Here is a 25,161-nt window from a genome sequence, read left to right as displayed (position 1 = left end):
TTTTTACCTTTCAATAAACAGATCGAAGCCTGTGCCCTTCCACCTTTCTTTTGATAAATTATTCCATTCCGATTACATTTGAGTGTGAAAAAGACCAACTTGATTTTCCTTTTATTTTTGTTTTGTTGTTTTTCCTGTGCTACGGAAGACTTAAACAGATCCAATGGCCTGGTCAATGTCTTTATTATTGGTTCGCCCGGTGAGTTTGATGAGATTTGGCTAGAGATCCTTGGTGCAGAAGTAAAAACAACCGGGGGTAGAGGGACAGACAATACCATCCCTGTTTTCTTGCCCAATACACAAACGGACAAAAGGGTAAATGTAGGAGCCCTTACCGCAAGCTCCCAGTTTTTGGTGGGAAGAGGAGAATTTTCAGAAGGAAATATCCTGGAAATCAAACTTCTCTTGGGAGACGACAACTTTATAATCGTAGGAAATCAAAGAATTCCATTATTGTTCAATTCAGAACAGGCAAAAGAACCCATTCTTTTGGTCAATTATGCCATACGGGGGGGTATATCGCATGATATTTTCCTGGATTTTGATGCATTTAGTTCCTTTCAGATCAGCGGAGGTTTAGAGCCCATGATTGCTTTAGATCCTGAAATAAGACCTTTTCTCTCCCTGAATACAGGAAGGGCAAGCGGAAGTATCTCCCCCGCCAATCAGAGGGTAGCCATCGTAACCGTCGATGAAAATGACATCTTATGGAGTACCACCTCAAGCCAAGCTCCATCCGGGAATTTTTCTCTGAGAGGATTAGAGGCAGGAAAACTTTACAGGACATTCATCCTTCCATTTAATCCTGCTTATCTCCCTGATACATTGGACAGCGTCAGGGTAAATGTAATCCAAAACAGACAATTGGGTACCATTAATTTGAGATTAAGAAACTGATGTTGGATGTTCATGACAAATACATGCTCAGGGCCATTGAATTGGCGGAATTAGGTAGAGGGAAAGTTAGCCCTAATCCAATGGTGGGCTGTGTTATTGTCCATGATGGAATCATTATTGGGGAGGGATATCATGAATATTATGGAGGACCACATGCTGAGCCCAATGCCATCCGTGCTGTTCAAAATCCGGATTTGATTAAAACTTCCACAGGCTATGTGAGCTTGGAGCCCTGCGCACATTGGGGGAAAACACCTCCATGCGCAAACTTATTGTTGGATGTAGGTATAAAAAAAGTGGTCATCGGTGCAGTGGATTCCAATCCCTTGGTAGGTGGCAAAGGCATTCAAATACTACAAAAAGCAGGAATAGAAGTAATAAGTGGCGTGCTTAATGAAAAGGTGAGAGCACAAAATGTCCGCTTTTTTACTTTTATGGAAAAAAAGCGGCCTTACATTATCCTCAAGTGGGCCCAGACATTGGATGGCTTTGTTGCCAGAGAAAATTACGATTCCAAGTGGATCAGCAATCCCTATAGCAGACAACTGGTCCATAAGTGGAGATCGGAAGAAGATGCGATCATGGTGGGGACTTTGACGGCACAATATGACAACCCCAAACTCAATGTCAGGGACTGGACTGGGGAAAACCCCATCCGTGTGGTGATTGACCGCCATTTGAAATTGAATCAGGAATTATTCCTTTTTGACGGTACCCAACATACCTTGTGCTATAATCAGGAAAAAGATGAGCTAGGCCCTCAATCTGAAAAAGTCCGGCTCAAAGAAGCTTTTGACCTGGAGGATATTTTAGAGGATCTTTACAAAAGAAAAATACAGAGCCTCATAGTAGAAGGAGGCGCGCAAGTGCTCAAAAAATTTATAGACAAGGAACTTTGGGATGAAGCACGTGTTTTTACAGGAAATATTGCCTTTGGCAAAGGAATACCCAGCCCAGTAATCTCGGGACAGGTTGGGAAGCAATATGATATTCAGGGTGACCTTCTTACTATTTGGCATCCCAAACCCAAACGTTAAATAAAAAAATTGATCATGGCAGAATCATTGTACATACCCAAAGAAACTGACAAAGCCGGAATTTACCAGGCCATACTCCCACAAATTGAAGCATTGATTAGCGGCGAAACTGACCTTTATGCCAACCTTGCCAATGTTGCTGCGGTGTTGAAAGAAGCTTTTGGCTTTTTTTGGGTAGGTTTCTACCTGGTCAAAGACAATGAACTGGTACTGGGTCCTTTTCAGGGTCCTTTGGCATGCACAAGAATCTCATTTGGAAAAGGGGTGTGCGGAACAGCATGGAAGGAATCCCGTACCCAATTGGTTCCAGATGTAGATCTTTTCCCAGGACATATTGCATGTAGTTCTGCGTCAAAATCTGAAATTGTGGTTCCCGGAATAAAAGATGGAAAGGTTTGGTGTGTTCTGGATGTGGACAGTGACCAATTGGATGATTTTGATCAAAATGACAAAATTTTCCTGGAAGAGCTGATGCAGCTATTGTCAGCAAAACAATCAAAATAAAAAAACCAATCTTCTTCTGGGGCATACCAGTTCTATTTCCCCAGTTCCAGCCCATAGGGAATTATAGAAAAGATGGGGTTGGTGGTCAGGTAATTTCACCCCTGCTCAAAACAAGGAGCTGCTTGGTACTTTGAAAAATTTCCGCTTCTAAAACCACATTTTTTTCCTCATTCACAGTACCTAAGTAAATCATTTCATGGGCCGCAAGAAGTCTTTTGACCTCATCCATATCCTTTAAAAGATCAGAAGAAATGTGTTTCCCTACCTCCAATAGATTGAATTCGGAACCCTCCGTAAATGCCAATTCGGAAAAAATCTGTTCCAGGTTTTTCTGAAAGGCAAGTTGTGCAATGTATCTGGAGGAAAGTTTATGTGAAAGCACGGTATTGCACCCCAGTAAAGTTGTATTAAGCAACTGTTCCGTTACAGGATCACCTAAAATGGTGATGATTTTTGTCAAAAACTGGGCATCATCCTTATGTGCAGCAACCAGCAACATCGTCAACCTGAAGCCAAGTTCATCATCTAAGTTGACGACTATGTTATCAAAATTACCTTCTTGAATTTTTTGCAAGAATTCTTCGGAGAAATAATCCGCCTTAGATTCAAACACGTGTTGAGACTCTTGAAGGGCCTTTCTGCTTTTCCTGTCGATGAAATCTCCTATATTTTCCAAATTCCAGGCGTCTCCGATGACACAGATCCGCTTGCTCACCTCTTCCTTTGGCGGAATGATATCATTTCTTTTGTCTGGCAATTTTGTAAAACCGGACAACTGGAATTTTATTTGCTTCACGTTATTTGTCAAAAAAATAAACCAGCAACCTTTACTAAATCTATTTCCAAACGAACAGAGATCTATTTGAAAATTCCCTAGCTCATCCGCTTTGGAAAACCCAATCAAAGTGCCTCCCTTAAAACTAAATAACAGCTGCTCAAATGGCATTTGCTCAAACTTGCTGATCTCACCAAACTGTTTGGGATCGATAAAATGGATGGTAGAACCATCTGCGGACAAAATCTCAAAAAACACCTTGTAATAAACCGGATCGACTTTCGCCCTTGCAATGATGCTTCCAATCACATCTCCCGGTGTGATCACTGCAAAGAGGTTGCCTGATTTATAATGGGAGAGATTTAATGCAATCTTTCTGGCATCTTGATGAGTAGAAAGTTCAATAGAGCATTTGACCGGGCTACCTTTTTCCTGTCTTTCTTTTAAATGATTAAAAAAAGGAAGATTATTGGTGAGGTTGGTGAGTATCTTGAGGTTGAAATTGTCTGAATCAAAGGAATTTTCAAAATCATCAGGAGACAAAATTACCAGGGCCTTTGCCAGTTGAATGGATAACCTTTCAAATGTCTGAAAGGACATGACATCCCCCTGCCTGATAAAAATATCCAGGTTTTCCCATCTACGCTTATCAAATTGGGCCCTAAAAGCAAGTACCTTGGCAGGTTCATGAAAAAGCAATACCACATCTTCCAGGACGCCCTTTTCTCTTGCTCTGATATTGATTTGGTCCAAAATCATCAGCAACTTGATGTTATAGTTAACAAAAAGAATGTGACCCCCTTTTTTGTAAGGGAGTGAACCGCTCTTGATGTTTTCTATGAGTTTAATCAGCGCAGCAGACAAAACAGAAATGATAAATGAAAAAAGAACAAGTCCAATGATTACCTGAACCAGGCCTGTTGCAATCTGAACTGGTCCTTTTGCATCTGCGTAATAAGCTGGATCAGCAAAAATCCTATAGCTACTTGGTAAACCTCCCAAAAATGGGGAAAGCAAAAATATTACTGTGGCACTTGTGATAAAAATGGCAATCAACTGGATCCAAATGGGCGCTAAAGCAAACCTTTCCGGAGATAGGAACCGCTTAATTTTGCGGCTAAAAAATCTGATTTTATCGAGGAAAGGCAACTTTTATTCCATTTTATTTTCTTAAATATAGGAATCCTTAAAGAAAATTTTCGGCTTTGTTTTAAAAAATATGGGAAGCTTTTTTCGGATCTATTCTTTGCAGAAGAAAAGCAGCAAATTGACAGTTTTAAAAAAAGACAATTCTTCGGTTTATTCCTTATTTCACTTCCCACTTTTCGATAAAAGTTGGCTCAAAAGCAGCCATTTTATCTAAAATTACAGCAGGGTTATCCCCTACAATAAGCAGGTCCAATTGGGCCTGATGTAGGAACCCTTCCTTTACAGCATGTTTTAAAAACTGCAAAAGGCCTTCATAATACCCATTTACATTATACAAAGCCAAGGGTTTACGGATATAGGCCAATTGGTTTAAGGTCATGATCTCAAAAAGTTCTTCAAAGGTTCCAATCCCTCCTGGCATGGCAATAAAGCCATCCCCTTTCTCAGCCATGAGCCATTTTCTGTCTCGCATGGTTTCTACCACTGTCAGTTCCGTACATCCCTGATGTGCCACCTCAATATCCACAAGCTTTTGAGGAATCACCCCATAGACATTTTTCCCCGCCTCCAGCATGGCATCTGCAATTACACCCATAAGACCAACATTCCCAGCTCCATATACCAAGGAGAGGTCCCTTTTAATCATTTCATTTGCCAGGGCCAAAGCCCCCTCGGCAAAAATGGGATTCTTTCCTTTATTTGAGCCACAATAGACCGTGATTTTCTTCATAACCAAATTTAAGAAAGTCTTGGAAAAGGAAAAGCCTGGACAAGCCAGGCCATACAGTACTTTTGGTTTTTTATTATTAAATCGCTTTTTGATTCAAAGCATCCACTAACTCGCGTTTGAGCTTCCTCTCTCTTTCCAGGGTATTCTTTCTATGCTGGTCAAATTCTTCCCTTGTTTCTTCCAGATCTTTTCTTGCCTTGGAAATCACTTTATGACTCTGACTGAATTTATACAGGAAAAACAAAAACGCACCTGTAAGTAAGGCAACTATGGCCCACATCATACTGTTATAGGCTGATTTGTGGATAGGAATTCCTAAAAAAGCAAAGCTATCCCTTGCTTTTTCCGCACTTTCCAATTGCTCCCTGAGATCAGACATCTGAGCCTGTAAATCAGAAATTTCACCTTGCCGTTCTTTCAGTTCCTGTTTTAGGGAAATCAATTCATTTTTGAATACATTCAGCGAATCCGTAACATTCTGTCGGATTTTATCCAAATGCACTTTCTTTACCACCTTGTAATCCTGATAATTATTGGATATGGAATTGAGGTAATCAAACTGGCTTGTAATAGTCCCACTATTGAGCGATCCAGTATTCTCTTGTTCCTGTGCATTTAATAAATGGGAAAACAAACAAAAAGTAAAAAGGGCGATAAACAGTTTATTTTTCATTGGCTATAGGTGAATTTGTACTTATTTTATACCTACTCAATCTAAGGAATTGTCAACACTGATCTAACAGCAATAAATATGCCTTTTTTAACAACTAAATACAAAAAATTGTGAAAAATTTCATGCATTTTATCAACACAAATTAAACAAATTCAATACATTTCCTTATTTTTTTGGATCATAATATGCTGATTTATTCCTATTATACTACTTCATATCACTTTTTATATGTAACTCAATCAAAAGCACTATGTTTTTTTGGTGTTTGACATGAATAAATTGCCCTTCATCCCCAAGCAAAGAAATTAGAGCCCTAAAATTGAATTCTATCGAGGATTGAAAAATATTTCATTAAATTCAATTCCCAGTCACAGTTATTGAAATGAACGAATCCTTCTTTTTAAATATAGGGGACATTTTTTTTACCTGCTTTCATTCCGCTTTGATAGTATTCAACCTCTTCGGATGGGCTTGGAAACCCCTAAGAAAATGGCATTTGGTAAGCATCTCGCTCACTTTCGCTTCCTGGATAGTTTTAGGAATTTGGTATGGCTGGGGCTACTGTCCCTTAACAGATTGGCATTGGGAAATCTTAAGCAAAATGGGAAAACAGAATTTACCTCATTCCTACATTGCCTATTTGATGCAAAGAGTATTGAGCCTAAACTTGGCAACCGATTTGGTAAATGCCCTGACATTGGGCTTGGCACTGATGGCACTGGCATTATCTCTATTTGTAAACTTTAAAAAGCGGCGGAAATAAAATTTAATAGACATACAGGCATCCTTACTTTTTTTGAAACTTCCTAAAAAAAATGCATGGCTTTACCAATATTTCAAGGTATGAATAATATTGGATGAAAAAATGAACAAACTCAGCATTGAAGAATTTTCAATTCAGAGACGATACAACTCTTTCATTTTATGTTTTTGTTAATTAAAATTAGTTTTTGTTAAATTATATGTATTTTTTAATCAATTTTGTTGTAATAATTTTAATTTTAACGAGCTTTTATTAACTTTGAATCATCAAACAAGACAAATGGTCTTCACACACTGTAGGATGTTGAAATTGGCAGACATGCCCTCCTGTCTCGGGGGTAGGGATTCCGGAATAAAGCGAACATGGAGCTCGTGTTCTTGCCTAACTGCCCTGTGGAGGTTCGAATCCTTCTCCTACAGCAATAAAAAACAAGGACAGCAAAGGGCTGTGTAGCAATTGAAAATTTTATACTGTAGGATGTTGAAACTGGCAGACAAACCCTCCTGTCTCGGGGGTGGGGATCCCGGAATAAAGCGAACATGGAGCTTGTGTTCTTGCCTAACCGCCCCGTGGAGGTTCGAATCCTTCTCCTACAGCTGGTTATTTTGGGTTTATTGTTAATTGACTAAAGCTGTGAGATTCTGTTTCACAGCTTTTTTCATTATAAATCGTTTGGCCTTACCTTAGAAGCAATCAAGGCTGGCCTATAAGATGCAAGAAATGTAATGGCTATCACTGCTACACTTGTCCAGAAAAAGTCCGTCCAAACCATTTTTACAGGGTAATTTTCAATCACCGAAGAAGCTATACCCAAAGAAACCAATCCGAAGGTATCCTGTGCCCACACCAGAACAAAGCCTAAAACAAGCCCAATCAAAGCACCTGAAAAGGCAATAATAGCCCCTTGTTTAAGATAAATACTCCGTACCAATTTTTCCCTAGCCCCGATAGCAAACAAAATCGCTGTGTCTTTCTTTTTTTCTATCGCCATCATGGAAAGCGAAAAAAAGATATTGAAAGAAGCTACAGCCAGAATAAAACTCAAAGTTATAAAAACAAAAAGCTTCTCAATTTTAATAGTCCGTAGTAATCCGGCATGCTGTTCATCTGTATCTTTTACAGTAAATCCTTCCCCTAAATGTGCCCTAAGCCTCTTTTTTACCTTCTGAATATTTTCTCCTTCTCCTACTTTGATTTCAAGTGCTGTTCTCCTTGATCCGTAATTCAAGAGACTTGCCACAAAGTCCAGTGGAGCAATAATGTAATTGTCATCGAACTCTTTGTCAACACTAAAAAAAGCTGCAGGGCGCAAAACCCCAGTATTGTATAATTGGGAAGGATCAATCGTCCCTGCACTTCTTGGAGCTTTCGGATAAAACACTTGTAACATTTCGAATTCATTATCAAGGTCCATGGAAAGGAAAAAACCAACACCCCTTCCAATGATTGCTTTTGGCCTTCCGGAAGTTCCAAGATCTAAGTTCCCCCAGGTATAACCTCTTCCAAACCTCCCATGATCCAGGTAATTATCGGAAACACCTTTCAACCTGGCCAAATGCTGGTAATCCCTGTATTTAAATAAGGCATTGTCCTCAATTACCTCAGTTACGATTTCCACCCCTTCTATATTTTGTATGGACTCCAGCCATGCAGCCTCCACTTCAAAGGATTTCCCTGCCGCAGCTTCTATTTTAAGCTCCGCATCAAAAGAGGCATACAGAGACCTGACAAGATCTTCCAGTCCATTGAAAACAGATAGAACAACGACCAGGGCCATAGTCCCCACTGCAACTCCAATCATGGATATACGGGACAGAATGGTGATAAAATTCCGCTTCTTTTTGCTACGGAAATACCGGGATGCTATAAAAAATGAAAGGTTCAATGATCCTAAAATTTAATCCTCCTCCTCTTCCTCCTCATCGGAAGCCTCGGGAATGTCCAATGATGAAATAACTTTGTCCATATGTTGGGCATAAGAGGCAGAATCATCCATGAAAAGTGCGATTTCAGGAACTATCCTCACACTTTTTCCTATCCTATTCCCAAGGTGCTTCCTAAGTTCGCTCTTTTTTTCATTAAGCTTATCAAAAACAGGCTTATCCTTTTCCAATAAAAAACTGAGGTAAACTTTTGCCAATCCCAGGTCAGGACTTACAATTACACGGGAAACAGTCACAAAGGAAGTCCCCAAAAGGTGTTTGGCTTCCTTTTGAAATATCTCCCCAATCTCTTTTTGGATCAATTTGCTGTATTTCTGCTGTCTTTTACTTTCCATAGTTCATTTAATTGACGCAAATTTAGTGAATTAAATGCGTAACCTTTAATTTCGTGCGATCTGATTGTATTCACATAGCCCTTCTTCATTGCTTTGATAAGCTTTTTTAGAATAAATGACCCTTTACGCCTCCTGGCCGTGGCAGGCATCATGCTGATTTTGAGCGGCATTTATTGGTTTGTTCTCAATCCTCCTGTCCTACAGCCAGAAATCATCTGGCTACTGATTGGTGAACGCATGTCAGAAGGTAAAATGATGTACAGGGATATTTTGGATGATTCAGGTCCATTTTCTGCTGCCGTATTTTGGGGCCTTTACCTACTTTTTGGAAAAAGCCTATTGGCCAATAAAATTCTAGCTGCTTTGTTCCTGCTTTTACAGATAACCTATATCAATTACCTATTTAACCAATACAAGTCTTTTGAAGAAACAACTTATGTGCCTGCTTTCGTTGGTGTAATCCTTGTCCATCTTTCTTTTGACCTCTTGATCTTATCCCCTGCACTGATGGGCAGTACTTTTATTGTCTTTGCATTAGGGCAACTTTTCTCACAAACAGTACTGCAAAAAGAGGGCAGTGATTCGGTTTTATTAACAGGGATTTTTTTGGGAATAGCCGCTTGCTTCCACTTCCCATTGGTGTTTTTTCTCCCGTATATGATTATAGTAGGCATCATTATCAGCGGCTTTACTTTTAGACAACTTCTCATTTCACTTTCGGGTTATTTCTTGCCCATTTTGATTTGTTCTGTTTACTATTTCTGGAAAGACGCGCTACCGGACTTTGTTTCTAAATATATCCTCACAGCCAGGACAGCTGACATCTATGTTCATGTCAGGTTAAGGGACATTTTTATTTTGTATGCCTCACCCATTCTTTTTTCATTCCTAGGGCTATTCTTAGGTGCTATTCTAAGATCTTTGACTGTAAACCAGCAAAAGCAGGTACAATTGATGATGTTCTTTTTTGTCTTTGCCGCAGCTTCATTTTTATTGACCAACAGGAGAGCCCCCTATCAGTTTATTATCATGCTGGCCCCATTCACATACTTTATTTCCATGTTGTTTCTGTCCTTGAAAAAAGGTAATCTCAACAATGGATTAAGTGTTGCTTTTCTCATTTTAGTACCTCTCGTAGGCTTAGGATGGCTGACCGTAAAAACCTTAAAGGAAGACCTTGGAGACTATGGGGTATATCCAAGCGGGCAGCACCGCATCACCGAAAACAAAAAAGTTCTGGTATTAAGTGATGACCTTGCTTACTATGAAAATGCCAAACAGGCTACACCTTACCTCAATTATCACCTTACCCGGGAATTGCTCAACTCAATCGACAACCTCCATGAAATTTCTCTGGCATATAAAAACATCAGCAACGATTTACCGGAAGTAGTGGTTGATGAAGATGGTGTTTTTGAAGCTTTTTTGGAAAAAGTCCCAGTTTTAAAAGAAAAATTTCAAAAAACAGGAAAATATTATTTGCTACAAAAGCCATAAAAAAAGCTGTCGGGTTGACAGCTCTTCTAAATCCTATCCTGAGTTTTCTCAAAGATTACCGGCAGGCAATTTTATCCACCCTATTTTGATGCCTCCCTCCTTCGAAATCTGTATTCAAAAAGGTGAAGGCCATTTTTTCCGCTAATTCATAAGCAACAAATCTTGCAGGCAAGGCAATGACATTGGCATTATTGTGCTGCCTGGCCAAAGCAGCAAGTTCTTCGTTCCAGCACAGTGCTGCTCTGATTCCCTGATGCTTATTGGCAGTGATAGCTACACCATTACCACTTCCACAAATAAGTATCCCTTGATCAAATTCCCCCTGCTCTATAGCTGTACATAGGGGATGTACATAATCAGGATAATCTACAGAAGCATCGGAAAAGGGTCCAAAATCCTTGACCTTATACCCTTCCTGCTCAAGTTTTGCAATCAGCCTTTTTTTGTATTCAAATCCGGCATGATCGCCACCTATTGCAATTTTCTTAGTCATTTCTCTGATATTTCAAGTTTTCTTCCTGTTCCTTCTTGGCTCTTTTCTTTTCCAATCGTTTTGCAATCTGGATCCCTGCTTCATACAGGACCAAAATAGGCATAGCTATCAAAATCTGACTGATCACATCCGGAGGAGTAATCACCGCTGCCACAATTAGAATCACTACTATCGCATGCCTTCTGTAGGTCTTGAGCATGGCCGCAGTAACAAGCCCGGACATGGAAAGGAAATATATGACTACCGGCAATTGGAACATGATGGCCGAGGCCAGAACCAGCATGGTCAAGGTAGTGACATAAGAAGTGATGTCAAATTCATTGAGAATAGAGGGGTCCAATTGATAATTGGAAAGAAAGTTGATCGAAAGAGGCGCTAAAATAAAGTATCCAAATGACGCTCCTGCGAAGAAAAGTAAACTGACAAAAAATACTGCTCCCCTGGCTGCCTGTCTTTCTTTGGAATAAAGACCCGGACTGATAAACCTCCAGGCTTCCCAAAATACATAAGGGAAAGAAATGATCAACCCGACTACAACTGATGAAGTCAGGTGCATGGAAAACTGTCCCGTCATCTGCCTGCTCTGAATGGTAAAAGGCAGATTGTCTATGCAAAGTGCAGGCGTAGAAATAGCATCTGCAATTTTACATAGCATCTGATAAGTGAAAAAATCCACCTTGGAAGGACCAAGAATGATTTTGCCAAATACGATGCTTTTTGCCAAAAAGGCAATGACGGTAAATATCAGAATGGCAGCAATGGAACGCAGTAAATGCCAACGCAACTGTTCCAAATGGTCCAAAAAGGACATGCCCTCCTCTTCCTCTTCTTCTCTATACTGATCTAAGGCCACGTTTTGGAATCAAATTAATACAATGGAAACTGAACCATCCAATCGTTAACTTCTTTTTTTATATGAGCCAATACGGACTCGTTATCATGATTTTGAAGTGCCTTGTCTATCAAGTGGACAATTTTCTTCATATCGGCCTCCTTCAATCCTCTTGTTGTTACGGCGGCTGTACCTACACGCATACCGGATGTTACAAATGGCGAACGGGTGTCGAAAGGAACCATGTTCTTGTTGATGGTAATATCAACTTTGCCCAAGGTCTCTTCTGCCAATTTACCTGTAAGGTCTTTATTTCTTAAGTCAATCAACATCAGGTGATTGTCAGTACCTCCTGAGATAATCTGATAGCCCAAGGCTACAAATTCATCCGCCATTACGGAAGCATTTTTCTTCACCTGAATCACGTAGGCCATGTATTCATCAGAAAGAGCTTCCTGGAAGGCAACCGCCTTGGCGGCAATAATGTGTTCCAAAGGCCCTCCTTGTGTACCAGGGAATACCCCTGAATCCAACAAAGAAGACATTTTCCTCAATTCACCCTTTGGGGTCTTCAAACCAAACGGATTATCAAAATCCTCTCTCATCAAAATCAGCCCCCCTCTAGGACCCCTCAAGGTCTTATGGGTAGTGGTAGTCACAATATGGCAATATTCCAAAGGATCATTGAGCAATCCCCTTGCAATCAGTCCCGATGGATGGGAAATATCGGCCAACAAAATCGCACCTACCTGATCGGCAATATCCCTTAATCTTTCATAATCCCAATCCCTGCTATAGGCAGAAGCACCACAAATCAACAATTTTGGCTTAACTTCCAATGCTTTGGCTTCTACTTTATCATAATCGATCATGCCCGTATCTTCCTCCACTCCGTAGAAATGTGGTTGATATAATTTACCGGAGAAATTAACTGGAGAGCCATGGGTCAAATGCCCGCCATGGGAAAGGTCAAAACCCAAAATCGCATCACCGGGATTCAAGCAGGCCAAAAATACAGCAGCATTGGCCTGGGCGCCGGAGTGCGGCTGCACATTGGCCCAAGTTGCGCCAAAAAGCTCCTTGGCCCTATCTATGGCAAGCTGCTCAATCTGATCTACGATTTCGCAACCGCCATAATACCTTTTATTGGGAAGTCCTTCTGCATATTTGTTGGTCAACACACTTCCTGCAGCTTCCATAACCTGCTTGGAGGCAAAGTTCTCTGATGCAATCAGCTCAATTCCTACTTTTTGTCTGTTTTCTTCTTTGGCGATGAGGTCAAAAATGACTTGGTCTCTTTTCATGGGGGATTTTGAATTAAGTGCTCAAAAATAGTTTGATTCAATCGATTATCCAATTGTATTGAACAAGGAAATCAGCCTTTTTCAAACTAATCCAATCTCGGCAAACTGAGTTTATATCTGACCGCCACCAACCTGATAGAAATTACCACACATATGGAAATCAAAAGGTTGGTATCCCTTTCCAAACCCAGGTAATTCAATAACAAATACAAGATGGCGCCGGTAAGGCATGCCGAGGCATAAATTTCTTTTCGGAATAGGATAGGGATTTCATTGACCAAGGTATCCCGTATCACACCGCCCATAACCGCAGTAAACATCCCCATAATGGCAGCAATCTCTGGCCTTACACCAAATGCAAGGGCCTTTTCCACGCCCAAAACGGTGAAAAAACCTATCCCAAGGGTATCAAACAAGAACATGGTCTTTCTTAATTTGAGTAAGAACCTGGGAAAGACAAAGGCTGCCAGGACTCCCAACAAAATAGCATAAAGAAAATAAACATCGCCAATCCAGACCAAAGGATAGGAACCCAAGAGCACATCCCGCAAAGTACCTCCCCCTATGGCCGTAATGAAACCGGTAAATCCCGCCCCAAAAAGGTCATGTTCCTTATCCCTGACAGCCAATGCTCCGGAAATAGCAAAAACAAAGGTCCCAATAAGCTCTAAGGGATATTGTATATCCATCGCTTTGTTATTTAGATGAATTGATTCCAAAATGCCTAGAGGAAACAAGGTTATTTTCCTCCTTGTACTTATTCGAAGCTTTCTCTAAGGTACTTTGCAGTATAATTTCCCTCTATCCCCATCAAAGCTTCCGGAGTTCCTTCAAATGTAATCTGTCCTCCCTTCTCACCGCCTTCGGGACCCAAATCGATTACCCAGTCGGCCGCTTTGATCACTTCAGTATTGTGCTCAATGATGATCACAGAATGGCCCTGATCGATCAAAGCATTGATGGAATATAGTAATTTACGGATATCATGAAAATGAAGTCCTGTGGTAGGCTCATCAAATATGAAAAGGACATGATCGCCGGGACGCGTACCGCCTTTGCCAAGGAATGAAGCCAGCTTCACCCTTTGGGCCTCACCGCCGGACAAGGTATTGGAAGACTGGCCCATGCCGATATAGCCCAAGCCTACCTCCTGCAAAGGCTGTAGCTTATTGATAATCGCATGCTTATCTTTGAAAAACTCCATGGCTTCATCGATGGTCATGTCCAGCACATCTGAGATATTTTTGTCCTTAAACTTAATGTCCAGAATTTCATTTTTAAAGCGCTTGCCTTTACAGGATTCACAGGTAAGGTGGATATCCGCCATAAACTGCATTTCTACAGTAACCGTTCCCTCTCCCTGACAGGCTTCACATCTTCCTCCATCTACATTGAAACTGAAAAATGCCGGTTTGTACCCCCTTTGTTTTGCCAAAGGCTGTTCAGCATATAAAGTCCTAATGGCATCATAAGCTTTTACATAGGTAACAGGATTGGAGCGGGAAGATTTCCCAATTGGATTTTGATCCACAAATTCCACTTGGGTGATTTTTTTGTAATCGCCTTCCAGCTTATCGAACTTGCCGCTTTCATCTATCACCGTGCCGAGCATTTTTCCCAAGGCCGGGTAAAGCACCTTTTTGACCAAAGTGGATTTCCCGGAGCCACTGACCCCGGTCACTACCGTCAAGACTTTTAAGGGAAATTTTACAGTAAGATTTTTCAGGTTGTTTTCCCTGGCACCCTTTACCGTGATGCTGTCCCTCCACTTCCTGTTCTGTTGCTTATCCTGAATTTTTTCTTCTCCCTTCAAGTACCTGGCAGTATGGCTTTGCCCGTGGACCAAAAGCTCTTTCAAATCCCCTTGAAAGACCAGTTCCCCTCCTCTGACACCTGCATCAGGACCTATGTCAATGATCTGATCTGCCGCTTTCATGATCTTCTCCTCATGCTCCACCACGATCACCGTATTGCCCAAATCCCTTAAAGATTTCAGAACTTCAATCAAACGGTCTGTATCCCTGGGGTGAAGCCCGATACTGGGCTCATCCAGGATGTACATGGATCCAACCAAAGCCGACCCCAAAGAAGTAGCCAATTTTATCCTTTGGTATTCCCCTCCCGAAAGTGTGGAAGTTAGCCTGTTCAATGTCAAGTAGCCCAAGCCAACTTTATCGATATATTCCAACCTGTTTAGGATTTCTTTTAAAATCCGGTTGGCTACTTTTCGCTCTGCTTCTGACAATTCCAGATCTTGGAAGTAAGCCAAAGCCTTGTGGATGGGCATTAAAACAATATCTGCGATGGATTTTGAATGGATCTTCACATAGGAAGCGTCTTTCCTCAACCTTGTCCCCTTACAATCCGGACAGGTGGTACGGCCCCTAAATCTTGAAAGCATCACCCGATATTGGATTTTGTGGGTTTTGGATTCCAGATCTGCAAAAAAATCATTCAGTCCCCGAAAATAAGCATTTCCTGTCCACAGCAATTCCTTTTCCGCTTCATTCAGATCTTCATAAGCACGATGTATAGGAAAGTCAAAATAAATCCCCTTATTCACCAAAGGCTCCAGCCACTTCCCTGTGGATTCCCCCCTCCATGGGGCAATTGCTCCTTCGTATACAGAAAGACTCTTATCCGGTATCACCAGTTCCGGATCAATCCCCAACACAGAACCGAATCCCTCACAGGTCTTGCAGGCTCCATAAGGATTGTTGAAACTGAAAAAATTAACCGAAGGCAACTCAAAGCTCATGCCGTCAAGTTCAAAACGGTCTGAAAAAGTCTTTTTGTCCTTGCCGGGCACCACAACGGTACACTCCCCATGCCCTTCAAAAAAGGCTGTCTGCACAGAATCCGCTATCCTGAACTGATTGTCCTCGTCATCGTGCCTGACCGAAGCCCTATCTATCAGAATTTCATATTCCCCATTGGGCAAATCTGCTGCCCCGACTAAATCTTCCACAAAATAGGCCTCTCCATTGACAAGAATCCGGGTGAAACCTTTTTGCAGCAATAGCTCCAACTCCTGCTGCTTGGTCCTTCCCTTCACCCAATGCAGGGGACAGGTGATCATGACCTTTTCACCTTCCTCAAAATTGTTGATAAAATCCACCACATCAGTTACTGTGTGGTGTTTCACTTCATCTCCACTTACCGGTGAAATGGTTTTCCCTATCCTGCTGAACAGCAATTTGAGATAATCATAAATTTCTGTGGTGGTACCTACAGTGGATCTGGGATTCTTGGTGGTGACCTTTTGCTGTATGGCTATGGCAGGGGACACACCTTTGATGTATTCTACATCCGGTTTTTCCATCCTCCCCAAAAACTGACGGGCGTAGGAACTCAAGCTCTCCACATACATGCGCTGACCCTCTGCAAAAAGGGTGTCAAATGCAAGGGAGGATTTACCCGAGCCTGAAAGGCCGGTGACCACTACCAATTTATTCCTAGGAATGGCTACACTCAGGTTTTTAAGGTTATTTACCCGGGCATTTTTGATGATAATGTATTCTTTGGGATCAAGTTGATCTATAGATGGGGAAGTCATGGTCTTGCTCAAACTCATAAACGGCAAAGTTACCAATTCAACCCTTCAAATGATAATTTGTTGGCAACATTAGCGCTGAATCAACCACAAAACATAAGCATAAGCGAAAAACCTAAGTATCCTGAGCAGGCTGTACCCTAAATACTTCCTCTTCTCCAGGCCTGCGGCTCCCCCCAATAAGGCGATAAGTGAAAAAGGAAGGGGGGTCAGGGAAGCTACTAATACCAAAAAAGCTCCATATCGAGAGAATAAGCTCATGTATTTTTGGATATACCTGTTCTTTGATTGTAAAAAATTTATCCTGTGGTTGACAATAAGCCCAAGATTGAAGTTGAAATATCCTGCAGCATAGGAAATGACGGATAAAAGACCAATGCTCAAAAAATAGGGTCCTATCCAACCGGTCTCCAAGGACCAAAGCATGAAAATCTCCGGGGGAATAATACCAAAAAGGACCTCAGATCCTACAAAAACAGTCATCACCAAATAGGGATTGTTGTAAATGGCACCAAACCATTCCAACCTTTCCTGTTCTGAAAAATATTGCCTGATCAGAAAAAATAAAACAACCAAAACCCCGAGATAAAGAAACCCTTTGGCAAGGTTTTTTATCAAAAAACTTAACCTATCTGCCCTTGAATTTCCATCAGCCATCTGCAGGATTTTTTTCTTAAAATTAGCCAGAAATTCTATTCCAGACCCAAATAAATTGAAGTTTACAGATGATACATGCCTACTTTTTATTTGACATTTGTCACAGGTATTGTTAGAATATTTAAGGAATTTTGCGCCATGAACCAAGTCAGACTAGGCCTAAAAGAAAACTGGCAACAGTTTACGCTTTTGGTCATCATCAATGCTTTTGTCGGAGGAATGGTGGGACTGGAACGAAGTATCCTCCCGCAAATCGCAGAGGTAGAGTTCGCTATTGCGGCCAAGACTGCCATTCTTTCTTTCATCGTTGTTTTTGGAATTGTAAAGGCCCTGACCAATTATTTTGCCGGTGCATTGGCCAATAAAATCGGAAGAAAAAATCTACTGGTAATCGGTTGGTTGTTTGGCCTGCCGGTACCTTTCATTCTTATGTTTGCTCCTGCTTGGGATTGGATTGTGGCCGCCAATGTACTGCTGGGGATCAACCAAGGTTTGGCATGGAGCAGTACAGTAGTCATGAAAATTGACCTGGTCGGGGAAAAAGACCGGGGATTTGCCATGGGCCTTAACGAATTTGCAGGTTACCTGGCTGTGGCGGCTGTTGCCTTTCTAACTGGTTTTATTGCTGCTGAGTTTGGACTTAGACCCTATCCCTTCCTTCTGGGGATTGCCTTGGCTATCGGCGGATTGTTGGGTTCCCTATTCCTGATCAAAGACACAAGAAAACATGTTGCGGCCGAAAACTCCATTTCTGATGTGCCCAGGTTATCCCATATTTTTTGGGAAACTACCTGGAAACATAAAAATCTGGGTTCGGTCACACAAGCGGGGCTGGTCAACAACCTCAATGATGGCATGGCTTGGGGAATTTTCCCCATACTTTTGGCCGGAAAAGGATTCAGTCTGGAGCAGATCGGCATAATTACCGCCATTTATCCTGCGGTTTGGGGGTTGGGACAACTCTTCACCGGAAAGATGGCAGATATCTACAATAAAAAACACCTGCTTTTTCTCGGCATGTTCTTACAGGGAATTGCCCTTTTCTTTTTCTTTTTTGCGCAAAATATGGCCCATTATGTGATTCTATCCGCCATTTTGGGATGGGGCACTGCCATGGTATATCCTACCTTTTTGGCCACAGCGGCTGAGAATACCCATCCACAAGACCGGGCAAAGAGCATCGGGGTATTCCGCTTGTGGAGGGATTTGGGTTATGCAATCGGGGCTATTTTGACAGGAATCATTGCAGATGCCCTGGGGATTGAAGCATCTATTTTTACCATTGCAGGTATAACACTGATTTCTGCTCTGGTCATAGCGGTAAGGATGGAAGTAAAAATCGCAAAATAAAAAGAGGTGAATCTCAAATTCTCACCCCCTTTGAAGGAGTTGAATTATTCTATCCAAATGCGTTTTCCCATCAAATCACTGAATAATGATTGTTTTTTGGACGGAAGAAAAAGGACCATCGAGTTCCTTTCCATCCTTTTTCAATAAACTGACGGTAAGCGCATATTCCCCCTTTGGCAAATTCGCAATCCGCACCGGGGTCATTTGGTCCAATTCATATTCTGCCGCATCCAATTGGATTCGCACCTTTAATTTGTCCAGTTTTAAATCTCCTCCCAAAACCAAAAAGTCTACAGTAGCTTCTTGTCCTTCTGGAAAAACCTGGCCATTACGGGGCAAATTTACCGCTATATAAGGCTCAGCCTGATAGGGAAAAGCCCTGGTCTCCCCGACCATAAAATCCCTGTCCACATAATTGCCAAATTCTTTTAAAGCCAGTCCTTCGGCATCTACTAAGTAGGCCACAGCCCTATAAGTCCCTTCTTTTAATTCTCTCTGGAAAATGGGGGCATTGTATCCCACCGGATCCCCGCCGTTAAGGATCATCATCAATTGGAAACCGCCCATTCCGGATGCAAAAGGGTAGTTTTTGATATTGAATTCAAAGGGAACTTTCCCCGGTCTGAATTTTTGATTACCCAATGGCGTGTACATTTCAATGATAGCGTCCGGATAGTCATTTTTCTCCTCATAAAAATAAAAACTGATGGCAGGACCTTCGCCCTGCGCTTGTTCAAGAGAATCAGTCTGAACTGTCAATTCCCCCTGTTTTTCTCTGGAGGTGTTGCAGCTAATGAGGGAAATAAGCAGTGAGGGCAAGAACAATAAAAGGCGTTTATTCATGGATTTTAAAGGCTAAAGGGCTAATTTATTTAAATTTCAATGAAAATGGCTTACCTTTCGGGATAAATATTTACCAAATATGACTGAGATTTTATATGATGAAATCCCATCTCTGGACCTGGCAGACTTTACCTCCGGAGATGCAGAGAAGAAGGCAGCTTTTGTAAAAAAGCTGGGTGATGCCTATCAAAACATTGGCTTTGTGGCCATAAAAAACCACGGTTTGAGTCAGGATTTACAGGATAGGCTCTATGCTGTGATCAAAGAATTCTTTGCCCTTCCTGATTCGGTGAAAGCCAAATACGAAAAACCTGAAATCGGCTTTCAAAGAGGATATACCGGAAAAGGTAAAGAACATGCTAAAGGAAGAAATACCGGTGACCTGAAAGAATTTTATCATGTAGGGCAGGAATTGTCCGACATTCCTGACAATGACCCCATCAAATCTGAATATCCAGCGAATATCTGGCCAGAAGAATTGCCTGAATTCAAAACCGTTGCTCTGGAAATCTACAAAACCCTCGAAAATGCGGGAAAAAATATGTTGCGTGCCATTGCACTTCACTTAGGGCTGGAGGAAGATTACTTTGAGGACAAAGTAGCCTATGGCAATTCTATCCTGAGACAAATCCATTACTTCCCAATTGAAAACCCGGATGCCGTTCCTGCCGATGCAGTTCGTGCTGCCGAACATGGCGATATCAACCTGATCACCTTATTGATGGGCGCCTCTGCCGATGGGCTTCAGGTCTTGAGGAGAGACGGAAAATGGATACCGATTACTGCATTGCCTGACCAATTGGTAGTGAATGTGGGCGACATGTTGGAAAGACTGACCAATAAGAAACTGAAGTCTACCATCCACAGGGTAGTCAACCCACCCCGTGAACTGATGCATACCAGCAGGTACTCTATCCCTTTCTTTATGCACCCAAGGTCTGAGATGGACCTGACCTGCCTGGAAAGCTGCGTAGATGCCGACAACCCCAAACAATTTGAAGACGCCACTGCCGGAGAATTCCTGGATGAGCGTTTAAGGGAACTGGGACTAAAAAAATAAAAAGTGTCGGTCAGGAAAGTACGATATTACCTCTACCTGAAGGATGTATTGCTACTTTCTTTCACAGCATTTGGTGGACCCCAAGTCTTTCTCGCCATGGTGCTCGACCTCATGGTGAGAAAGCGGGGCTACATCAAAGAAGAAGAACTCTGGGAACTGAATGCACTATGTCAGATTCTCCCGGGACCTACCTCTACCCAAACTATTTCCGCAATAGGCTACAGAATCGGTGGCCCCAATCTGGCCTACCTTTCCCTTTTTGTTTGGATTTTGCCTGCTACCCTGCTGATGATTGCAGCAGCTTTTTTGATAGACTTCCTTCAGGAAAATACCCCAGGTGCTTTGAGTTTTGCCAAGTTTATCCAGCCCATGGCCATTGGGTTTATCATCTATGCGGCCCAAAAAACCATTTTCAAAATGGTCAAAACTCCGGAGGCTACTGTCCTGATGATGTTTTCGGCCTTCGTTTCCTTTTTCTACAATTCTCCTTATGTATTCCCTTTGCTATTGGTCGTGGGAGGCATCAGCACTTCTCTTAAATTCCGGGATCAGCCAAAAGAAGAAGGTAACAAAAAACTCATGGTTTCATGGGCCAACTTCTTCCTTTGGGGAGGAGTTTTGGTTTTTGCCGCCGTACTGGGAGCCATCACCAAAAACCAGTCCATTTTGCTGTTTGAAAATTTTTACCGAAACGGTTCCCTGATTTTTGGCGGAGGACAGGTTTTGGTGCCCTATTTATATACCGAATTTGTGGAATTCAAAAAATTCCTGAGTTCGGAAGAATTCCTGACCGGTTACGGGATCTCACAGGGAATCCCCGGGCCTACCTTTAGCATCAGTTCCTATGTGGGTGCGCTTTCCATGCGGGAAGATGGCATCCCGGGACTGCTTACAGGTGGATTTGTGGCAGCGGCGGGCATATTTCTACCCGGAACTTTCCTGATTTTCTTTGTGATCAAGTTTTGGGACCAACTCAAAAAATACCGTCCGGTGCGTGCCGCCTTGGAGGGGATCAATGCGGTCAGCTGCGGGATGCTGATAGCTGCCGCCTACCTGCTTTTCGAACCCCTGGATGCCAATCTATTCAATATCCTGGCCATTTTTGGCACTTACCTGCTGCTTCAATTTACCAAGTTGAGCTCTCCAATCATCATCATCATAGGGGTATTGGCGGGCATTGGGTACAATTGGATTTTCTGACTTCGGTTTTGAAGGTTCAGCCACAAAGGCACCAAGACACTAAGTTTTGACTTTTCTTTGTGCCTTCGTGTCTTCGTGGCATTTCAATCCTAAGACCCTGAAGTGAATAGGCCACAAAGGCACCAAGACACTAAGCTATTTAAGATTTTATACCCAATAAATAAGATCGAAATTGAGTAGAAACTGGTGCTTTTACGAACGTCCCAAACAGCACATGATTAGGGATAGTGTTTTGATATGCATCCTTAATTCTAAATTCCTCATTCTACATTATTATTCCTTCCTTTGTGCCTTCGTGTCTTCGTGGCATTTCAATCCTAAGACCCTGAAGTGAATAGGCCACAAAGGCACCAAGACACTAAGCTATTTAAGATTTTATACCCAATAAATAAGATCGAAATTGAGTAGAAACTGGTGCTTTTACGAACGTCCCAAACAGCACATGATTCGGGATAGTGTCTGGATATCCATCCTTAATTCTAAATTCCTCATTCTACATTATTATTCCTTCCTTTGTGCCTTGGCGCCTTTGTGGCAAAATCAAACCTTGAGCCTTTCTATGCAAATGGTTTGTCGATCGCCGGACTTGGTTGGGTAAAGTACTGTGGTCCATTTTCTGTCATGTAGAAACAATCTTCCAGACGAACACCAAACTCACCCACGATATAAATCCCGGGCTCATTGCTGAAACACATCCCTGCCTGTAATGGTGTGCTGTTGCCCCTTACCAAATTGGTCCATTCGTGACCGTCCATGCCAATACCATGACCGAGTCGGTGGGAAAAATATTTGTAATCCGGACCAAATCCCGCTTTGTCAATCACCGACCTTGCCGCTGCATCCATTTGCTCACAGGTAGCACCCGCTTGCTTGGCCAATTCAAATGCGGCTGACTGCGCCTCTTTCACCACCTCCCAAACTTCTTTCTGCCTGTCATTATAGTCCCCAAAAACAATGGTCCTGCTGATATCCGATTGGTAGCCTTCCACTGTACATCCCCCATCTGCCAACACTATATCCCCGGGCTTTAATTTTTGTATTTTGCTGCTTCCATGCGGAAAAGCCGACCATTCACCAAAATTGGCCCCAATTGAACCTCTAAACCCTAATTTACTGTGTGCTTCTGAAGCAATGTCCCGAAAGTCATATTGGGTCATACCCTCCTCTAAGGAATTAAACAAAATTTTATAGGCTTCCAGGGTAGCCGTATTGGCTGCCTGCATCAGTGCGATTTCTGCAGGAGATTTATACATCCTGCAACCAGCAGTCACTCCGTCTCCATTGACAAAATTGATCCTGGAAGTTTCATTTTTGATCCCATCATAAAGAAAGAACCGGCAACGCTCTTCAATCGCCACCTTTTGATTGGGGGTTCCAAGGTCCCTGAGCAACTTAGCCGTAAGCGCATAAGGACTTTGATGTTCATTCCAGGTCAGCACCTTATTGCCGAATTTCACCAATTCCTCCACCTTATCCTGTTCAAATCTTGGGCAGATGTAGGCAATATCCCCCTTGGCAGGAATAACTGCTGCGACCATCCTTTCGGAAAGAAAAAAATCAAAGTCCAGAAAATACTTCATGCTGGTGCCGGGTTCCAGAAAAAGTGCATCAATTTTTTGTTCCTGCATCAGCTGCTGTGCCTTGGCAAGCCGGGCCAAGCGCTCATCCCTACTGATAGGCTCTATGGAAAGGTTCAAAGGCTGGACCGGTTTCGATGTACTTTTACTATCTTGTTTTTCGGGCCTGGAGCAAGCAAAGGCAGGCATGGCGAGGGCAGGGGAAAGAGATACCCACTTGACAAAGGATCTTCTTTTGAGTTTCATGGCGGTATGATTTTCAGAAAAATAAAAAATTCCATCAGACTTTACTGCCTCAGAAGTACCCATTTACTCTTGATTTATTTAAAAGGTCAAAATTACCATTCAAAAAGTTTTTGCAAATGTTCAACTGTTTACCTTATTTAGAGGCACCAAAATGGAACTATAGCTCAGTTGGTTTACAAAGCGTCCCGACATGGGTCGGGAAGGCCGCTGGTCTGGATCCAAAAACCAGGGTTACTAAAAGAAAATAAATATATGGAACTTTAGCTCAGTTGGTTTAGAGCGCTGCCTTGACAGGGCAGAGGTCGTGGGTTCGAATCCCTCAAGTTCCACTTTTTTTAGACTACTAGAGACGAGAAGCGAGAGGTTAGACTCGATGGATGTCAGGCGGATTGTAACAGAAACAATAAACAAAGCCTGCCCCGAGCATCGGGGAAGCAAGAAACAAGACTCGTTTTCCCGAAGAGCTGATGATCCTATTTTTAGAAGCGAGAAGCGAGAGGTTAGATTCGGTTCACTTTGGAAGAACAATCTGGTCTTTTGTCTTTAAATATGCTATTCGAATAAGTTGAAATAAGCCTTCGACGAAATATTTTTTTCGTGCATGAAAATAAAATATGACCTATTCTGGGTAATATACTCTAAGCTGAAATGGTGATTCTACAAATAGATGATCCTTTCAGGGTCGGGAAATCAGATATCCCTATTAATCAGATTTTTTAAATCAGGCTATAATTATCCCGAAGGGATAACATATTTATAGAAGTAATTCGGATAGATGAGTCCCCCAACCCCGAAGGGTATCGAATATCATTAAAATGACCTGATTCTTTGAAGCCAGTTATTCACCATGTAGGTTCGTTTCTTGTAACTATACATGATTATTCATACCCATACCAGTAAATAACTCCCTGTGATCTAATTGATTATGGATCACTTTACCCATTTAAAGTTTTTATAAAATGTTTTACGCAAACAACATTTTATACCTAATGTTGTTGTATGACCAGAACATAATTAGAAAATGTTTAATCTTTTGCCCAGTTTAAAGAGACTTTATAGCGATAAAAAACATTGTAATCCAATTCCCTTTCTGAAACACGCTTTACATACAAGATGTCATTGTCATCCATAAAATGTACTGCGCCAGAAATTGGGAGCTCTGATATTGCACCTTGATAACTGAAATATGATAGCTTTTTATTATCCATGAAAATCAAGTGTCCGTTGTTTATCGTAACAAATGACAGATTCCGGGTATAATCTTTAGGCCCCTCTCCTTGATTATTAAATGAGTTCTGAAGCCTACCCTTTGAATCAAGAACATGGAAAGTCTGATCAAGATAGCTATAAGCTAAAAGTTTACCATCAATAACTTTGGGGAATACTAAGCCAAACTCGTAGGGTATCTCAATTTTTACAGAATCCACAAGCTCAAAATAGAAAGCTGAATCCTTAATTTCGGAATTTTCATTCCGGTTCCATGAAGTGAAAAAAAAAGAATTAATTGAAATAAAGATTGTAATTGATAAAAAAACAGACACTAGGACTATTCAATCTCTTCAAAACTGATCTCAGGAATTTGTTGTAGGATTAGAACATCATAATTGATTTCAATTCTCCATAAAAACATAGTTCAAAAACAGCTTCATCAGAAATAATCTCTTTCTAAAGATCACTTACGTTGTTAAACGTAAAAAAATAAATATTAAAATTCATAATTTTAGGCAAATTCTTGAACTCAAC

The 25,161-nt window shown here is 41.6% G+C and carries 22 protein-coding genes and 1 tRNA gene; 9 read left to right on the top strand and 14 right to left on the bottom strand.

Features of this window, described 5'->3' with window-relative positions:
* Nucleotides 1–84 precede the first annotated feature (84 nt).
* Genes BC751_RS06935 through BC751_RS06925 form a run of 3 tightly spaced genes read left to right on the top strand, consistent with a single transcriptional unit; the run spans nt 85 to nt 2,438 of the window.
* Nucleotides 85–897, top strand: a complete 813-nt coding sequence (locus BC751_RS06935) for a DUF4382 domain-containing protein (protein ID WP_242617398.1) — start codon at nt 85–87, stop codon at nt 895–897.
* On the top strand, nt 897–1,934 hold the full coding sequence (gene ribD, locus BC751_RS06930) for a bifunctional diaminohydroxyphosphoribosylaminopyrimidine deaminase/5-amino-6-(5-phosphoribosylamino)uracil reductase RibD (protein WP_423191585.1): 1,038 nt from the start codon (nt 897–899) through the stop codon (nt 1,932–1,934). The genes BC751_RS06935 and ribD overlap by 1 nt, the downstream gene beginning before the upstream one ends.
* A gap of 15 nt (nt 1,935–1,949) precedes the next feature.
* The gene (locus tag BC751_RS06925; RefSeq protein WP_130274905.1) at nt 1,950–2,438 is read left to right on the top strand and encodes a GAF domain-containing protein; all 489 of its coding nucleotides are present in this window, start codon (nt 1,950–1,952) and stop codon (nt 2,436–2,438) included.
* A gap of 85 nt (nt 2,439–2,523) precedes the next feature.
* Here the strand turns inward: BC751_RS06925 and BC751_RS06920 are convergent, their stop codons facing one another.
* From BC751_RS06920 to BC751_RS06910, 3 genes are all read right to left on the bottom strand, one after another.
* Nucleotides 2,524–4,362 (bottom strand): potassium channel family protein, encoded by a 1,839-nt coding sequence (locus BC751_RS06920; RefSeq protein ID WP_130274904.1) that lies wholly within the window; start codon nt 4,360–4,362, stop codon nt 2,524–2,526.
* Between the two features lie 157 nt (nt 4,363–4,519).
* On the bottom strand, nt 4,520–5,092 hold the full coding sequence (locus BC751_RS06915; RefSeq protein ID WP_130274903.1) for an LOG family protein: 573 nt from the start codon (nt 5,090–5,092) through the stop codon (nt 4,520–4,522).
* A 76-nt stretch (nt 5,093–5,168) separates the two neighbouring features.
* Complete coding sequence (locus BC751_RS06910) at nt 5,169–5,765, bottom strand: hypothetical protein (RefSeq protein ID WP_130274902.1); 597 nt, start codon at nt 5,763–5,765, stop codon at nt 5,169–5,171.
* Nucleotides 5,766–6,147: 382 nt separating this feature from the next.
* Between BC751_RS06910 and BC751_RS06905 the strand changes: the two genes are divergently transcribed.
* Nucleotides 6,148–6,528: a DUF2784 domain-containing protein gene (locus BC751_RS06905; RefSeq protein ID WP_130274901.1), complete on the top strand. Its 381-nt coding sequence runs from the start codon at nt 6,148–6,150 to the stop codon at nt 6,526–6,528.
* Between the two features lie 661 nt (nt 6,529–7,189).
* Here BC751_RS06905 and BC751_RS06900 read toward each other — a convergent pair.
* Entirely contained in the window at nt 7,190–8,413 is a 1,224-nt protein-coding gene (locus BC751_RS06900) for an ABC transporter permease (protein WP_165389809.1), read from the bottom strand.
* Between the two features lie 12 nt (nt 8,414–8,425).
* Nucleotides 8,426–8,806: a 30S ribosome-binding factor RbfA gene (gene rbfA, locus BC751_RS06895; protein ID WP_130274899.1), complete on the bottom strand. Its 381-nt coding sequence runs from the start codon at nt 8,804–8,806 to the stop codon at nt 8,426–8,428.
* Nucleotides 8,807–8,944: 138 nt separating this feature from the next.
* Here rbfA and BC751_RS06890 point away from each other — a divergent pair, with 138 nt between their 5' ends.
* The gene (locus tag BC751_RS06890; RefSeq protein WP_242617397.1) at nt 8,945–10,303 is read left to right on the top strand and encodes a hypothetical protein; all 1,359 of its coding nucleotides are present in this window, start codon (nt 8,945–8,947) and stop codon (nt 10,301–10,303) included.
* Between the two features lie 55 nt (nt 10,304–10,358).
* Here the strand turns inward: BC751_RS06890 and rpiB are convergent, their stop codons facing one another.
* The 6 genes from rpiB to BC751_RS06860 all read right to left on the bottom strand — a co-directional run bounded on the left by rpiB (nt 10,359) and on the right by BC751_RS06860 (nt 17,142).
* A complete protein-coding gene (gene rpiB / locus BC751_RS06885; protein WP_130274897.1) occupies nt 10,359–10,796 on the bottom strand; it encodes a ribose 5-phosphate isomerase B in 438 nt (145 codons plus the stop codon).
* Entirely contained in the window at nt 10,789–11,649 is an 861-nt protein-coding gene (gene tatC / locus BC751_RS06880; RefSeq protein WP_130274896.1) for a twin-arginine translocase subunit TatC, read from the bottom strand. Before tatC ends, rpiB begins: the two co-directional genes overlap by 8 nt.
* Nucleotides 11,650–11,663: 14 nt before the next feature.
* Complete coding sequence (locus BC751_RS06875) at nt 11,664–12,932, bottom strand: serine hydroxymethyltransferase (protein ID WP_130274895.1); 1,269 nt, start codon at nt 12,930–12,932, stop codon at nt 11,664–11,666.
* An 86-nt stretch (nt 12,933–13,018) separates the two neighbouring features.
* Nucleotides 13,019–13,621: a trimeric intracellular cation channel family protein gene (locus BC751_RS06870; RefSeq protein ID WP_130274894.1), complete on the bottom strand. Its 603-nt coding sequence runs from the start codon at nt 13,619–13,621 to the stop codon at nt 13,019–13,021.
* 68 nt (nt 13,622–13,689) lie between these two features.
* Complete coding sequence (gene uvrA / locus BC751_RS06865; protein WP_130274893.1) at nt 13,690–16,506, bottom strand: excinuclease ABC subunit UvrA; 2,817 nt, start codon at nt 16,504–16,506, stop codon at nt 13,690–13,692.
* A gap of 51 nt (nt 16,507–16,557) precedes the next feature.
* Nucleotides 16,558–17,142 carry a VTT domain-containing protein gene (locus BC751_RS06860; RefSeq protein ID WP_130274892.1) on the bottom strand — a complete coding sequence of 195 codons (585 nt, stop codon included), beginning with the start codon at nt 17,140–17,142 and terminating at the stop codon, nt 16,558–16,560.
* Between the two features lie 138 nt (nt 17,143–17,280).
* On the opposite strand from BC751_RS06860, the gene BC751_RS06855 reads away from it, so the two are divergent.
* Nucleotides 17,281–18,492, top strand: a complete 1,212-nt coding sequence (locus BC751_RS06855) for an MFS transporter (protein WP_130274891.1) — start codon at nt 17,281–17,283, stop codon at nt 18,490–18,492.
* Between the two features lie 75 nt (nt 18,493–18,567).
* Here BC751_RS06855 and BC751_RS06850 read toward each other — a convergent pair whose 3' ends face one another.
* Entirely contained in the window at nt 18,568–19,335 is a 768-nt protein-coding gene (locus tag BC751_RS06850) for a hypothetical protein (protein WP_130274890.1), read from the bottom strand.
* A gap of 79 nt (nt 19,336–19,414) precedes the next feature.
* Between BC751_RS06850 and BC751_RS06845 the strand changes: the two genes are divergently transcribed.
* On the top strand, nt 19,415–20,395 hold the full coding sequence (locus BC751_RS06845; RefSeq protein ID WP_130274889.1) for an isopenicillin N synthase family dioxygenase: 981 nt from the start codon (nt 19,415–19,417) through the stop codon (nt 20,393–20,395).
* Between the two features lie 3 nt (nt 20,396–20,398).
* Complete coding sequence (gene chrA / locus BC751_RS06840) at nt 20,399–21,595, top strand: chromate efflux transporter (protein ID WP_130274888.1); 1,197 nt, start codon at nt 20,399–20,401, stop codon at nt 21,593–21,595.
* Between the two features lie 557 nt (nt 21,596–22,152).
* Here chrA and BC751_RS06835 read toward each other — a convergent pair.
* Nucleotides 22,153–23,481 (bottom strand): M24 family metallopeptidase, encoded by a 1,329-nt coding sequence (locus BC751_RS06835; RefSeq protein WP_242617396.1) that lies wholly within the window; start codon nt 23,479–23,481, stop codon nt 22,153–22,155.
* Between the two features lie 191 nt (nt 23,482–23,672).
* Here BC751_RS06835 and BC751_RS06830 point away from each other — a divergent pair.
* A tRNA-Val gene (locus tag BC751_RS06830) sits at nt 23,673–23,747 on the top strand.
* A 696-nt stretch (nt 23,748–24,443) separates the two neighbouring features.
* Here the strand turns inward: BC751_RS06830 and BC751_RS06825 are convergent.
* Nucleotides 24,444–24,959 carry a hypothetical protein gene (locus BC751_RS06825; RefSeq protein WP_130274887.1) on the bottom strand — a complete coding sequence of 172 codons (516 nt, stop codon included), beginning with the start codon at nt 24,957–24,959 and terminating at the stop codon, nt 24,444–24,446.
* Nucleotides 24,960–25,161: the final 202 nt, after the last annotated feature.

This window comes from Cecembia calidifontis (assembly GCF_004216715.1).
In the GTDB taxonomy this organism is placed as follows: Bacteria; Bacteroidota; Bacteroidia; order Cytophagales; family Cyclobacteriaceae; genus Cecembia_A; species Cecembia_A calidifontis.
Note: the sequence above shows the minus strand (reverse complement) of the source record. Positions and strands in the feature narration are given on the sequence as shown.

Excerpts from the sequence above, each read along its gene's own strand:
- rpiB (WP_130274897.1), bottom strand. The coding sequence starts at position 10,796 with ATGACTAAGAAAATTGCAATAGGTGGCGATCATGCCGGATTTGAATAC.
- ribD (WP_423191585.1), top strand. The coding sequence starts at position 897 with ATGTTGGATGTTCATGACAAATACATGCTCAGGGCCATTGAATTGGCG.
- BC751_RS06870 (WP_130274894.1), bottom strand. The coding sequence starts at position 13,621 with ATGGATATACAATATCCCTTAGAGCTTATTGGGACCTTTGTTTTTGCT.
- rbfA (WP_130274899.1), bottom strand. The coding sequence starts at position 8,806 with ATGGAAAGTAAAAGACAGCAGAAATACAGCAAATTGATCCAAAAAGAG.
- BC751_RS06860 (WP_130274892.1), bottom strand. The coding sequence starts at position 17,142 with ATGGCTGATGGAAATTCAAGGGCAGATAGGTTAAGTTTTTTGATAAAA.
- BC751_RS06915 (WP_130274903.1), bottom strand. The coding sequence starts at position 5,092 with ATGAAGAAAATCACGGTCTATTGTGGCTCAAATAAAGGAAAGAATCCC.
- BC751_RS06925 (WP_130274905.1), top strand. The coding sequence starts at position 1,950 with ATGGCAGAATCATTGTACATACCCAAAGAAACTGACAAAGCCGGAATT.
- BC751_RS06845 (WP_130274889.1), top strand. The coding sequence starts at position 19,415 with ATGACTGAGATTTTATATGATGAAATCCCATCTCTGGACCTGGCAGAC.
- BC751_RS06855 (WP_130274891.1), top strand. The coding sequence starts at position 17,281 with ATGAACCAAGTCAGACTAGGCCTAAAAGAAAACTGGCAACAGTTTACG.
- BC751_RS06835 (WP_242617396.1), bottom strand. The coding sequence starts at position 23,481 with ATGGGTACTTCTGAGGCAGTAAAGTCTGATGGAATTTTTTATTTTTCT.
- BC751_RS06910 (WP_130274902.1), bottom strand. The coding sequence starts at position 5,765 with ATGAAAAATAAACTGTTTATCGCCCTTTTTACTTTTTGTTTGTTTTCC.
- BC751_RS06875 (WP_130274895.1), bottom strand. The coding sequence starts at position 12,932 with ATGAAAAGAGACCAAGTCATTTTTGACCTCATCGCCAAAGAAGAAAAC.
- uvrA (WP_130274893.1), bottom strand. The coding sequence starts at position 16,506 with ATGAGTTTGAGCAAGACCATGACTTCCCCATCTATAGATCAACTTGAT.
- BC751_RS06905 (WP_130274901.1), top strand. The coding sequence starts at position 6,148 with ATGAACGAATCCTTCTTTTTAAATATAGGGGACATTTTTTTTACCTGC.
- BC751_RS06850 (WP_130274890.1), bottom strand. The coding sequence starts at position 19,335 with ATGAATAAACGCCTTTTATTGTTCTTGCCCTCACTGCTTATTTCCCTC.